The 12,375-nt window shown below is 37.3% G+C and carries 14 protein-coding genes and 2 pseudogenes; 7 read left to right on the top strand and 9 right to left on the bottom strand.

Features of this window, described 5'->3' with window-relative positions:
- Positions 1-14: 14 nt before the first annotated feature.
- From GKC25_RS16990 to GKC25_RS16980, 3 genes and pseudogenes are all read left to right on the top strand, one after another.
- Positions 15-1,472, top strand: coding sequence for a sucrose-6-phosphate hydrolase (locus tag GKC25_RS16990; RefSeq protein ID WP_095285645.1), 1,458 nt, complete (start codon positions 15-17; stop codon positions 1,470-1,472).
- 613 nt (positions 1,473-2,085) lie between these two features.
- Positions 2,086-2,484: pseudogene (locus GKC25_RS16985) on the top strand (septation ring formation regulator EzrA); the annotation flags it as partial.
- A gap of 66 nt (positions 2,485-2,550) precedes the next feature.
- The gene (locus GKC25_RS16980) at positions 2,551-3,666 is read left to right on the top strand and encodes a hypothetical protein (RefSeq protein WP_187704227.1); all 1,116 of its coding nucleotides are present in this window, start codon (positions 2,551-2,553) and stop codon (positions 3,664-3,666) included.
- A 325-nt stretch (positions 3,667-3,991) separates the two neighbouring features.
- Here the strand turns inward: GKC25_RS16980 and GKC25_RS16970 are convergent, their stop codons facing one another.
- The 7 genes and pseudogenes from GKC25_RS16970 to GKC25_RS16940 form a co-directional block, all read right to left on the bottom strand.
- Positions 3,992-4,147, bottom strand: a complete 156-nt coding sequence (locus GKC25_RS16970) for a YesK family protein (protein ID WP_252067795.1) — start codon at positions 4,145-4,147, stop codon at positions 3,992-3,994.
- A gap of 720 nt (positions 4,148-4,867) precedes the next feature.
- A complete protein-coding gene (locus GKC25_RS16965; protein ID WP_095285648.1) occupies positions 4,868-5,497 on the bottom strand; it encodes a hypothetical protein in 630 nt (209 codons plus the stop codon).
- Positions 5,498-5,702: 205 nt separating this feature from the next.
- Positions 5,703-5,852: a hypothetical protein gene (locus GKC25_RS16960; protein ID WP_170938411.1), complete on the bottom strand. Its 150-nt coding sequence runs from the start codon at positions 5,850-5,852 to the stop codon at positions 5,703-5,705.
- Positions 5,839-6,252, bottom strand: coding sequence for a hypothetical protein (locus GKC25_RS16955; protein ID WP_187704226.1), 414 nt, complete (start codon positions 6,250-6,252; stop codon positions 5,839-5,841). The genes GKC25_RS16960 and GKC25_RS16955 overlap by 14 nt, the downstream gene beginning before the upstream one ends.
- 108 nt (positions 6,253-6,360) lie before the next feature.
- The gene (locus GKC25_RS16950) at positions 6,361-6,993 is read right to left on the bottom strand and encodes a type 1 glutamine amidotransferase family protein (protein WP_187704225.1); all 633 of its coding nucleotides are present in this window, start codon (positions 6,991-6,993) and stop codon (positions 6,361-6,363) included.
- 74 nt (positions 6,994-7,067) lie between these two features.
- Positions 7,068-8,030, bottom strand: a complete 963-nt coding sequence (locus GKC25_RS16945) for a helix-turn-helix transcriptional regulator (RefSeq protein ID WP_187704224.1) — start codon at positions 8,028-8,030, stop codon at positions 7,068-7,070.
- A gap of 64 nt (positions 8,031-8,094) precedes the next feature.
- Positions 8,095-8,199 (bottom strand): annotated as a pseudogene (locus GKC25_RS16940) (recombinase family protein); the annotation flags it as partial.
- A 405-nt stretch (positions 8,200-8,604) separates the two neighbouring features.
- Here GKC25_RS16940 and GKC25_RS16935 point away from each other — a divergent pair.
- A complete protein-coding gene (locus tag GKC25_RS16935) occupies positions 8,605-8,859 on the top strand; it encodes a hypothetical protein (protein WP_008359596.1) in 255 nt (84 codons plus the stop codon).
- Positions 8,860-8,934: 75 nt separating this feature from the next.
- Positions 8,935-9,426: a hypothetical protein gene (locus tag GKC25_RS16930; protein ID WP_095285652.1), complete on the top strand. Its 492-nt coding sequence runs from the start codon at positions 8,935-8,937 to the stop codon at positions 9,424-9,426.
- A 53-nt stretch (positions 9,427-9,479) separates the two neighbouring features.
- On the opposite strand, the gene GKC25_RS16925 is transcribed toward GKC25_RS16930, so the two are convergent.
- The gene (locus tag GKC25_RS16925) at positions 9,480-10,289 is read right to left on the bottom strand and encodes a bifunctional hydroxymethylpyrimidine kinase/phosphomethylpyrimidine kinase (RefSeq protein WP_095285653.1); all 810 of its coding nucleotides are present in this window, start codon (positions 10,287-10,289) and stop codon (positions 9,480-9,482) included.
- A gap of 126 nt (positions 10,290-10,415) precedes the next feature.
- On the bottom strand, positions 10,416-10,721 hold the full coding sequence (locus GKC25_RS16920) for a general stress protein (protein ID WP_003214888.1): 306 nt from the start codon (positions 10,719-10,721) through the stop codon (positions 10,416-10,418).
- A gap of 128 nt (positions 10,722-10,849) precedes the next feature.
- Here GKC25_RS16920 and GKC25_RS16915 point away from each other — a divergent pair, with 128 nt between their 5' ends.
- Entirely contained in the window at positions 10,850-11,677 is an 828-nt protein-coding gene (locus tag GKC25_RS16915; RefSeq protein ID WP_034660394.1) for a glycosyltransferase family 2 protein, read from the top strand.
- Entirely contained in the window at positions 11,674-12,354 is a 681-nt protein-coding gene (locus GKC25_RS16910) for a uracil-DNA glycosylase (protein ID WP_034660393.1), read from the top strand. Before GKC25_RS16915 ends, GKC25_RS16910 begins: the two co-directional genes overlap by 4 nt.
- Positions 12,355-12,375 lie beyond the last annotated feature (21 nt).

The raw sequence follows: 12,375 nt of genomic DNA, 5'->3' as shown, positions 1-12,375 counted from the left end.
GAGTGGTCACAGTCATGACAACAACTGACGCAGCACTTCGTCAAAAGGTAGCAGACCGTATTCGAAACTATGAGCATTTGGTGAAAAAAGATGTGTACCGTCAGCATTTTCATTTAATGCCGCCAGTTGGTCTTTTAAATGACCCGAATGGGTTGATTCAGTGGAAAGGGGTTTACCACGTTTTTTATCAGTGGCAGCCATTCAAAACGGGACACGGCGCAAAATTTTGGGGCCATTACACATCGACAGATCTAGTGAATTGGCAGCACGAGGAAGCCGCCCTTGCCCCAAGTGATTGGTTTGATCAAAACGGCTGTTATTCTGGCAGCGCAGTCATTGACGATGGACAGATGTATGTGATGTACACTGGAAACGTTCGCGATGAACAAGGAAACCGTGAGACATATCAATGTTTAGCTGTTTCAGAAGATGGCATTCATTTTCAGAAAAAAGGTGTCGTGGCGACGCTGCCAGAAGGATTCACCGCCCATTTTCGTGATCCGAAAGTATGGAAGCGAAATGGCCAGTGGTACATGGTTCTTGGTGCACAAAGCCTGGACCTGAAAGGGAATCTCGTCTTGTTTACCTCTGATACTTTAGACAATTGGACGTTTCAAGGCATGATTGCTGGCAGTGGAAAAAATGGATTAGAGGATTTCGGTTATATGTGGGAATGTCCAGATCTATTTGAATTAGATGGCCGGGATGTATTGATTGTGTCGCCGCAAGGGCTCAAGCCGGATGGCTTAAAATATCATAATACACATCAATCAGGCTATTTTGTTGGGAGATTGGATGATCATACCTATCAATATACGCACGGAGCGTTTGAGGAGCTGGACCGCGGCTTTGACTTCTATGCGCAGCAAACCTTTCTAGACGAATCAGGCAGACGTCTTTTAATCGGATGGATGGGGGTGCCTGATCAAGGAGAAGAGCATCATCCAACGATTTCGTATCAATGGATACACTGCCTCACGATCCCGAGAGAGCTGCGTTTAGATGATAACGGACATCTGATTCAAAAACCAGTCACTGAACTCCAGGCGATGAGAACCAATGAACAAGAGAATGTTTTTCATATCAAACGCTCCGTCCAATCGATTCCTGTAGATGATATTACAAGCGCAGAGGTATTCATTGATCAAATTGACACACAAAAAGGGTTTGAATGCTGTATTCGAGCGGCAGCCCGTATTATTTATGATAAAGATGAAGGGAAACTGACATTAGAGCGAGATCGATTTGAAGATCGATCAAAAGAAGTTCGTGAAGTAGCAATAGAGGAATTACACGATCTTCACATCTTTATCGATGCATCGTCGATTGAGATTTTTGTAAACGGAGGCCGAGAAGTATTTACTGCACGTTACTTTCCTTCCCCGGGAAATAAATCAATCTCGATCAGTGGCAGAAATGAAACAAAGCTGAAACTGAAAACATGGCATTTACAAAGAGAAGCAGGTCGTTGATCTGCTCAACAAGTAGAGAAAACGTCTACGTCTTCTACAAGTGATGATCAGTATGATGTGAAATTGAATTTTCCAGTTGATAAGCATCCAGAAACAGCGCAATGCTATAAATAAGGGAGCTTCAGCCGCCTGCACGGTTGATAGAGAAGGTGCCGATTAAAAATAGGGAATGTCAAACAAGAAAAAAGAGATGAATCATGAGGTTGTATAGGTAGAAATCAACCTGTTGAAATATTATTACTAAAGCTAAAGAAGAGCGAAAAAGAAGCAGGAAGGGATAGCCTGCTTCTTTTTATTTTGTGCAGTGAGTAAACCTCTATTTTCCTTAAAAGCGCAGAGGAAGTGTTTGTACATGACCAATGAAAGAAATACAATTACAGCGTTCCATTGTTGGAAAAGGAACGGGGAATTGAAGGTTAAACCCAAACCTTTCAAGTGACATATTCTAAAAAGACTAATAGGATAGATGCAACAGGGTGACATTGTCTTGGTTTTCTAAGACAAAAAGAAGCCAGTCCTAGTAATTGTTGTTTCAAGAGAAGAAGTAGAGAAAACAGGTTGCTATTACAAGCGAGTCATCAAGATGTTGGATCGAGTAGACAAAAATAAAGTAATTGGCTTGGGACATGCCGCAATTGTCTCTAATGAAAAAAAACAGACAGTAGAATCTTGGCATAAGCTTTGGAGTCCAATTAAACAGCATGGAGTCAGAAAGTACAATAATACATGGGGTGCTAGAAAGAAGGTATATGGGCTATGGGTGAAGAAGTCTAATAATACCAAATATGTAAATGCAGCTAAGTATGCCGAGAAACAAGCTAAAGATAAGAAGCCATACAATTTGAACTTCTTTGACAAGAAAACTACAAAAAAATTCTATTGCTCTCAATTAGCTTGGTGGGCTTGGAAAAATCAAGGTCATGATATTGACAATAATAAAAAAGATTCAGTTGTGTCACCGATGGAATTAGTTAGCTCTAACAACACGGAGGTCTTTTATCATAAAAAGTAAGTTAATAAGCAGTCGGGGATTTCCCCCGATTGCTTTGTTTGTTTAAAATTGAAAGGAGATGATTGAATGAAATACTTTAAGTTACTTTTATCAGCTTGCGCCATAGCATTAATATGTACAGCATGTTCAAAGAAAGAGGAGGCTGTGGGGGATTCTCCTAAGGGAGAATTGAGCAATATGAAAGATAGTAAATTTGCTATCATTTATTCGCAGGTAATGGATAGAGGATGCGAGGTGGTCAACTATAACAACGAAGGAAAGAAATTGTCGAGTATTATAATGAAAGACTGTGTGGGATTTACCTCATCTACTCAGAGCGATAATAATATGTACTTTTCATCTAATAGGTCTAATTATCATGTATCTCTAAATAAGAAGACTGGGAAGGTAGAGCCTTTGAATACAAAATCACATTCAAAGTCTACAGATGACGAGGGTGCATTCTTTATTAACTACTCTAATGGGTATGTTATACACGACATTAACGTTGGCTTTACAGAGGATGGTTTAGTAGGAGAATTAGTATATTGGAATGAAGATGACAACGATAAAAATCAAGTTGAATTAGACGGAGAATTAACAACAGCTATATTTGAAGACAAAAAAATCTATGCCATTCTCAGTAATGATGAAAGTGTCACAGTGTCTTCAATAGACCCTAAAACTCATAAAGAAAAACGAAAAAAGTTAGACGTCGACTCAGTCTTCTTTCCTGACAATAATGAATCTTTGAAGTCATTAAACAATGAAGAATTAATTCTTGCCGTAAACGATGGCGTTGACAGTAAGAAAGAATCGATGTTGGTTGTACTCGACAAAAAAACTCTCGATAAGAAGAGAGAAATAGTAATGGATAAAGGATTCATTATCTACAAGATCAATGTAGACAAGGATAGAGTCACGATAGTTTCCTATGAAGGAGAAGTCAAGACATTCAACAAAGACCTCAAAGAGATATCATCTGAAAAAATTCCACTTAATTTTAAATCAGATGACGAACGTTTAGAAGAAGTCAAGATTTTAGACGGCAAAATTTATGCATTGGTAAGAATGTTTGATAGAGATAAGGATGGAGTTATTGGCAGAATTATTGAATATAATATTGAAAGCAAAGACTCTAAAGAGATATCTCTAAAATCTGATAGAGATTGGGAAATGACAAGCTTGGAAGTTGTAAAATAACTGACGAGGAGCATGGAGTAAATTAACTTACATTATCTTCAACCCATGACTCTTGTTTTATTCACATTGCCATTATTGTATTTGGCTTGGGGGATTATTGGCTATTTAATCTTTAGAAAGGTTTTATGTGGTTCTAATTATCACATTTATAACATCAACCATTTTCATATTTGCCTACACCGGGTTCGACATGTCGAATATGTATTGGGTAGTGGCTATGACCTTTCTATGCATGTGTACCTCTGTCATCACAAAAATCATACGGTATATGTATAATCGCTATAAAAAAGCATAATCAACAAGCTTATGTTTACAAGCATAAGCTTTATTTTTGTTTCATACCACTAAAATAACTCAAAATGCTTGTAATAATTAAAGCGATAACTGACGCAATCAGCAAAGAAATGCTGATCGCTCCTAACCCTAAACCTTCCCATCCTCCCACAAAAAAGCTTATGAGCAATAAGATGATACTTACCATCATTAAAACTGCTAGACTTCTTTTTTTAAAAGATTAAAGAAATACCTAGTATAATAACTGTAAGGATGGTTGTCAGTATCCAGAAAGACATTTGTCTTGCCCCCTTGAAAGAAATGATAAAAGAACCCTAATGAATAATTATATGTTTTTCAATATCGAACTATCTTCTTTTTCCCAACAAAGTGAGATTTATTTTTATACGGATATTAAGAAACAAAAAACAGGCTCTTCAGCCTGTTCTTTATTGTCCAGTGATGACCATATTGACAAATGGCACACACAGTAAAAAGAAAACGACGAGAAAAACAAATTTATATCCCATCTCTTTTTCCTTATTATTCTTACGTTTTTGCATATAAACAGCAAAATAAGAAACACCAGTTAACATCATCAATACTATATTACAGTCAACATAAGATCATCACACCTTTTCAATATGTTGTTGATGCCCTGGATTTAAAACCACTTCAACAATAAAGTTATTACAACACTTTGAATTACTACTAACAGCGCTAACAATTTCCATTCCTTTTTATTGATGCTTCTTTTTGATAGATATGTCCAAGATATAAGATTAATAATTAATACTATTATTAATACTATTAAAAAAGTAAAAATAAAGGGTGATGTTACTACTACCATATATTCTCCCTCCAATTAAAATTTTAGGTTTTTAAACAAGAAGGTTGAGCATAAAATACTCAACCTCAACCTTCTTCTTTAGAAACCTATACTTGCTCTTTCTATTCTGTAATCCCCACTGCCTAATAATTTAACAGTTAGATAAGTATTGTATTCAAAAAGAAATTTAAAAGCTTTAAATGTACCATGACTTTGTACAACCCAAACACTAGGATCAAGTTTATCTATCCAAGTCTTGTGAGATTCACTATACATAGCTCCTGTCAAATTAACATCTGTTGTTGCTCCAGTCACTTTTCCACCCTTAAATTGAAATTCACCAGCTAGTCTGTGTTGAAAATCAAATCCAGCAGTATTTTTTACATACGCTTTATAAATTTTTTTACCTGAAGGATACTTACTTTTACTTGAAGATGCATCATAAGGTTGAATACCTAATGAATTACTTAGAACATTTTCACTTTTGAAAAACAATGATACTGTTTCATTAGTTTTACCAATTTCTTTTTTAAGAGAAATTTCAGTTTGGCCAGTTTCGAGTTTTTTATTTGCTTCAACGACCAATTCATCAAGGGCTTCATTTATTTCTGCAATTTCTTTAGCAGTAGGATATCCCTTTTCTTGGTCTACAGATGACGTTGATTTTGCCGAAGCAAAACTTGGAATTAACAAAAAACACATCAAAGATAAAATCAGAATTTTTTTCAACTGTTCATTCCCCTTTATAGTTTTTTCAAAGCAGCTTGTAAGAATCTTACTCTTATATTATAAACGAATTTTTGGTATGTTTGTATATAATTAGGTAATTTTAAGGAGAAGAACATGAAAAGGCAAATGACCTCAAATGTTTCATTTGCTAAATCGAATCCAAAGACTATGTGACAATGGATATCACATAGTCTTTTCTTTGCTCTTATATTTGATTTCCAGCTTCTTTACCACCTACACTTGATGTAATCACTTTGTCAGCCACTTCATGTGAGACAGCAGCAGAATGAAAAATTGGTAACGCTAATGCTACAGTTACAAGCATGATGGGAACAAAAATTTTACTCTTCAACATATAACAATTCCCCTCCTTGAATTAACGACTTTGCTTCAAGAGCTCTTTCATAAAAAACGACAGCAATTTCCAACTGCCCACTTCTATTATAGTATCGTGCAGCTTCAAAAGCTAGTTGATACACATCTTCGTAAAGATTTTTGCTTTGTAGAGTATCAAGCCAATGTTTTAACTCTGTGATCGCATTTGGTGTCTTAGATTGAAAATAAAGGAAATATAAAAATTTCATTTCTGCTTCATAAAGTATGTCATCCAGTTGTTGGGCCGCCGAGACCCCTTTCTCAAAAGTTTCGGCTGCTGGAACAACCTGTCCTAATTTCAAGAGAGTGTATAACTTGTTAAAATAGGATTTTGGAACATGTGATGTTTCATTCTTTTTTAAAAGATAAGGAAATTCCAAATTAAAAAGCCCAACTTATCTGCAAAACAAAATAGAGAAAGTAAGCTTTTCAGTTACTTCATTCTTTTTTTTTGAACTAACATAAAACTGCTAAGTTGATTTTTTAGCTCAGCTGTTTATTGAATTCATTAACTTGAAGAAGTATTCAGGTTTATGAGTCTTATTTAGGTTAAACCATAAATGTAATGTATCTGGTGCAAATACATCTAATTTTTTCAATACTTCCATCGCAAATTCCAGAGGAGCTATTCCTGATGCAGTAACTAAATTCGCATCAGATATCGCAGATCCCGCCTCGTGGAACTTTTCCCCTTTATAGTTAGGACATACCATTTTAGTGTATTCTAAATTATTACTTGTATGCTTTCTAGTATCTAAGTATCCCATGTTCGCAAGAGCCTCAGTGGCACCACAAATTGCAGCAACAATAGTGCTATTCTTTAAGGATTTGCCAATTATTTCTAATATGGGTTGATGAATTTCTTCATTCCAAGTAGTCCCTCCTGGTAAAATTAAAAGATCTTTACTCTCAAGAATACATTCATCAACAGAAATATCTGGTTTTATGCTCAGTCCTCCCATAGTAGTAATCATTTCTTTATTAGCTCCTACTGTAATTACTTTTAAAGGTACTAAACCTTTTTTGAAATATCTTCCTGAGTTTAGTTCAGCAATTAAATATCCATATTCCCAGTCTGACATTGTGTTAAATACATATAGAAAAACTTTTTTTGTTTGCATCCAATAACACTCCAATCACAATTGATATAGCTATTATAAAATAACTTCCCTGACAGTTAACGTCAGGGAAGTTATCATACTTGATGAAATTTTATTAATTCCGACAGAACTTCAATAAGTCTTTTCTTAAGACTTATTGGCTCAATAACTTTAATAGATTTATTGTACGGTATAAGTAAATAAGGTACATATGTATGTATCATGTCTTTTTCAAGAAGAAAAACTGCTTGATTTGAAGTCCGTTCTTGTAAATAATGTCCTAAAAACCAATGTTGGCAAATATCAGCCAATACACTTTTATCCCCATTAATAACAAATGAAATAATCCCTTCTTTATCTTCTATAGTTGGAAGGAGGTTTTTTATAAAAAAGTCACGTGCTGAAAAATTTTCTGGCCTGTTAAAATGATTTTCAGTTAGCATAAGACTTTCAATTCGATCTACTCTAAAACTACGGATATCATTCCTTAGATGACAAAATCCAATCACATACCACTTATTATTCCAATAGATAATTCTGTACGGATCGACCAATCTATAATTTAATTGCTTTTCTCCAATTTTTTGGTAAAGAATTTTTACTGAGTATCTGTGAGCTAAGGCCTGCTCCAACTCCTTCAAAAAAGATTCCATAGAGAAAGAACTTAATCGACTTATTACTTCAAGACTAGTTACATGTTGGTTTATCTTTGATTCCTGCTCTTGATTTGAATATTTACTTAGTTTTGAAATGGCCCTATTTAGGGCCTCACCTCCGTAATATCCGGCTTCTTCTGCAAAAACAGCAGCGTGAATTAGTGAAGTTTGTTCCTCAAAATCAAAAAAAAGAGGAGCCTCAATGAAATTGTTCATTAAAGTGTATCCACCGTTATGTCCTGGTTCTGAAATTATAGGTACGCCACTTGTTGAAATTGTATCAATATAACGATACACAGTCCTTATATTAATTTCTAACTTTTCTGAAATTTGTTTCGCAGTAATTTTCTCACCAGAATGAAGCATCCATAGAATTGCTAACATATTGTCAATTTTAGGCATATGATTTCACCTCTATATGAAATTTATTTTCTGTTATACATTTCTGATTTTTTAGTATAACTCATCAACTGTTCCTTTCCGATAGCTTTCTATACAATGATGCCCTAGACATTGTGATTTCACAAATTTGATTTACAGTCTTATCTCACTCTTTATAAAGCTGAACTGCTTAATCCATTCTTATATCATATTTCTCCTTAGGCTGGGAGCATATCAATTTACTAGGAGAGTACCTAATTCTAAAAAAATGGTTGCGTTAGATTCTCTAAGACCACTAAAACTTTCTTAACGTTGTTAAAACTGTGGTAATCGTTAATTATACTTTGTCTTACAGTTGATTATAGAAAAACATGAGTTTCTCTACAATCTGAGCAGATCATCCATTGATCTGCTTTTTCTAGTGAAATCCGCCCGTATCTTAGAACCTATAACATGTATATACAAGGGTGGTCTGAAGCGGTTTGATGACGTTTTACATATATGATAACAAGTGGAATTATGGTATCATTTTAAAATATATACAGCTGAGGCTGACGTTTATCCAAATGCGGTAGGACAAAAAGGGGTTGTTTACTTGAATTCAAAACAGCAGCCGACGACTAGAAAACGCTTGGAGACAATGGCAGATCATGTTGAAGATAAACGTGAAGAATATAAAGAATTGCTCATTCAAGTCCAATCTATTCTCGGTGAACCTTCTCTAGAGCAGGAAGAATTAAAAGAGAAGCTGTCAGATACGTATAAACAAATGAAAGAATATGCCTTATTTGTTGAATCCATTGAAGCCTTTATTCGAAAAATGGCGAAAGAATCTGATCAGCAAAAGTAGGTATTCCTGTATGGATAAAAGAGTGTACCCAGACGCGGGTATGCTTTTTTTCATGAAATGAAAGGGTGACGTCAATTGAAGATAGAAACGTATATTTATTTGGAGGACAAGAAGAAGTTTGTACCCATTGATGATATTGAAAAGATCAAAACATTCGTTGCTACGAAAGGAGATTTTATGGAACAGGGGTTTACAAACCTTGAAGGAACAATTACGTTCGATCATGGGAAAAAGGGGAAAATAGAGGATTTCGAAAATCCAGATTCTATTGAAGAGTTGTGGCATTATTATAAAAATGTATTAGTAGATTACATGGAAGAAGGGTACGGAAAGATTTATTATCCAAGTTTACCTCTAGAAATACAGTTGGAGAGAAAATCCGATCGAGAAATTATGTTATCACTTGAAAATCAGATATTGGTGGCCGACTTTAAAGAGTTTGTATATCAACTCATTGAATCAGGTCATCAATTTATCGAGTTTTTAAAAGTGATTACGGGAAGACCTGATGATAGTGATTTACGTGATGAATTTGAGAGAATAGAGAAGGTATACAAGAGCTTGTAAGTACAAACAAAACCCGATTCGCCCATTAACAAGGCGAATCGGGTTTTTCTGTTCTATTTGTCAACACGATGAGCAGAATGCTTTGTTGGTCCGATGTATTCATTTAGCTGGAAAGAGCCTTTGATGGCAGCTGTGATGAATTTTTTTGCTGCATAAATGGCTTCTTTCACGTCTGAGCCGTTTGCTAGTTCAGCTGTGACTGCTGCTGAGAATGTGCAGCCTGCGCCGTGTGTGTATTCTGTGTCGATCTTATCTGTTTCAAGGCGTTCGAAGGTTTGTCCATCATAAAGCAAATCGATCGCTTTATCTTGGCTTAGCTTACCGCCTCCCGTGATGACCACATACTTGGCACCAAGTTCGTGAATGCGTTTTGCCGCTTCTTCCATTTGTTCAATCGTTTTGATCTCACCGATTCCGCTTAATTGACCTGCTTCGAAAAGGTTAGGCGTGATGACGGTTGCCAGTGGTGTGAGTTTTTCGCGCAGTGCTTCAGCGTGCTCTGGGTAAAGGACTTCGTTCGCACCCTTACAAACCATAACAGGATCAATGACGACATTTTTTAGGTCGTATGTTTTGATAGTGTCAGCTGCAAGTTCGATCACGTCGACTGTTGGGAGCATACCCGTTTTCAGTGCATCTACCCCAATGCCTTCTACAATGGTAGAGAGCTGCGCACGAATCGTCGCCGTATCAATTGGAAACACCTGATGATCCCAATGGTTATGAGGGTCCATTGCAACGACAACGGTTAAAGCTGTCATCCCGTAGACGTTTTTTTCTTGAAACGTTTTTAAATCTGCTTGGATACCTGCACCGCCGCTTGAATCCGACCCTGCGATGGTGAGTGCTTTATTCATAGACATAGTTGCTGAACCTCCAATGTGATGTGTAACAGTTACTGTTCTATCCCTTATTATAATCAGCTTTTCCGTTTATCACAATGAAACGACATAAAAAAGCGTTCCACCCTAGGAAGAACGCCTTTCCCCTTACCTTTTACAAATCACCAATTTCCCCTTTTTGAGTTCGTCTAAAAGAGTTAAAGCTAATTCCTGATCGGCGCCAACTGACATCATTTTGGCCATGAGCTCGTCATCCCGGGTGCGGATGACATTGGCGATTTGATCTAAAATCCCTTGATCGACCGCTGTCATGCTTTTGGCATTCGTATGCTCTGTGACGGTATCAGAGCGTTCTGGATCGTACGCAAAAACAAAAATATCATCCTTTGCTGAACGTATTTGTTCAATGGTCTGTTTGGCTTCTTTGCTATTTTCTACTGTGAAATATTCCATCGTGATCACTCCTTTTCATCAAAAATTCCCATTTTCCCGTCACATCAAACCGCCTTTTATATCATGAGAAGAACGTCATTTTATGTTTTAATGGAAAAAGACGAATTTATTAAAGGAGTAAGCTGAATATGAAGATTTCCTTATTAATTGTGACACATAACCGGCTCAGCGCACTGTGTGAGCTGCTTGAATCCATTACGAGACAAACTGTACAGCCTTTTGAAATTGTGGTTGTGAATGATGCAGGAGAGCGAGTCGACATCATCCAGGAACTCTACTCTGAACTTCCGATCCGCTTGATCCATTTAGATGAGAATGTCCAGCATGTGAATGCTAGAAACGTGGGGGTGCGGGAGCTGACAGGCGATGTCATCATGCTGAGTGACGACGATGATTATTTTACACCTTGTCATATTGAACGTATGAGTAAGGCGCTGGAGGACGCCGATTTTGTCTTTTCTGATGCAGAAATTGTGTCATTTGAAGAAAAAGGCGCGACCCGTTTCCCGGTGTCGAGACGTTTATTTGCTTATACAGCAGCTATTGAGGATATGCGTGTTTTTTCTACCTATGTTCCTTCCGGCAGTATGTACAAACGCTGTATACACGATGAGATTGGCTATTTTGATCCAGCGATGCATCATTATTGGGACTGGGACTTCTTTTTGCGTGTATCACAGCATGCCCGTGTCAAACGAGTGCCAGCTGCCAGCGTGATCTATGCGTTTTTTGACGGCGGTGGGAATCAGTCTAGTGATCTTGGTGAAACAAGGAAGAACTACTTAGATGATCTAAGTGAAAAGCATGAGCTGGGTGACCTGCCGACAGCTAACTTTGCTGTCTTATTAGAAGAACCAGCGATGAAAAAACGAGAATCAGAGAGTGATATTGTGTGGGACGGAAAACCGATGATCTCCAGACTAACGCAGCAGATAGAAGGAGGAGAACCCCAATGAAGCCATTTTTAAATGATAGTTGGTGGGCTGTGATGAAAAGTGAATTTGAACAGCCGTATTATCAGGAATTACGTGAATGGATGAAGGAAGAATATCGCACGCAGACCGTTTTTCCGAAACCGGATGACGTTTATCGTGCGCTTCATTTGACGTCTTATGAAGAGGTCAAAGTGGTGATTTTGGGACAAGACCCTTATCATGGCCCAGGTCAGGCACATGGATTAAGCTTTTCTGTTCAGCCTGGCGTGAAGCATCCGCCATCATTGAGAAATATTTTTCAGGAGCTAAAGGATGATCTTGGCTGTCCTGTTCCAAATCATGGCTCACTTGTGAGCTGGGCAGAGCAGGGTGTGTTGCTCTTAAACACTGTGCTGACCGTGAGAAAGGGCGAGGCGAACTCGCATAAAGGCAAGGGCTGGGAACGTGTGACAGACCGTGTCATTGATGTGCTGAATGAACGTGATCAGCCCGTCGTTTTTGTGTTATGGGGAAGACATGCTCAAAATAAGAAAGAACGCATTGATCAAAACAAGCATTACATCATTGAGTCACCTCATCCAAGTCCTTTTTCTGCAAGAAACGGCTTTTTTGGCAGTCGTCCGTTTTCAAAGGTAAACGCGTATTTAAAGCAAATGGGGATCGAAGAAATCAACTGGTGTATCCAAGGTATTGAGTGAAAAGAGGACGAGGGGAGAGCC

The sequence above is a fragment of the Bacillus pumilus genome, assembly GCF_038738535.1.
Lineage (GTDB): Bacteria > Bacillota > Bacilli > Bacillales > Bacillaceae > Bacillus.
This window is presented reverse-complemented; position numbering and strand designations above follow the sequence as displayed.

Bases quoted from the DNA above. Each gene is read 5' to 3' on its own strand.
- GKC25_RS16990 (WP_095285645.1), top strand. From the start codon at position 15: ATGACAACAACTGACGCAGCACTTCGTCAAAAGGTAGCAGACCGTATT.
- GKC25_RS16980 (WP_187704227.1), top strand. From the start codon at position 2,551: ATGAAATACTTTAAGTTACTTTTATCAGCTTGCGCCATAGCATTAATA.
- GKC25_RS16970 (WP_252067795.1), bottom strand. From the start codon at position 4,147: ATGGTAAGTATCATCTTATTGCTCATAAGCTTTTTTGTGGGAGGATGG.
- GKC25_RS16960 (WP_170938411.1), bottom strand. From the start codon at position 5,852: ATGTTGAAGAGTAAAATTTTTGTTCCCATCATGCTTGTAACTGTAGCA.
- GKC25_RS16950 (WP_187704225.1), bottom strand. From the start codon at position 6,993: ATGCAAACAAAAAAAGTTTTTCTATATGTATTTAACACAATGTCAGAC.
- GKC25_RS16945 (WP_187704224.1), bottom strand. From the start codon at position 8,030: ATGCCTAAAATTGACAATATGTTAGCAATTCTATGGATGCTTCATTCT.
- GKC25_RS16925 (WP_095285653.1), bottom strand. From the start codon at position 10,289: ATGTCTATGAATAAAGCACTCACCATCGCAGGGTCGGATTCAAGCGGC.
- GKC25_RS16920 (WP_003214888.1), bottom strand. From the start codon at position 10,721: ATGGAATATTTCACAGTAGAAAATAGCAAAGAAGCCAAACAGACCATT.
- GKC25_RS16915 (WP_034660394.1), top strand. From the start codon at position 10,850: ATGAAGATTTCCTTATTAATTGTGACACATAACCGGCTCAGCGCACTG.
- GKC25_RS16910 (WP_034660393.1), top strand. From the start codon at position 11,674: ATGAAGCCATTTTTAAATGATAGTTGGTGGGCTGTGATGAAAAGTGAA.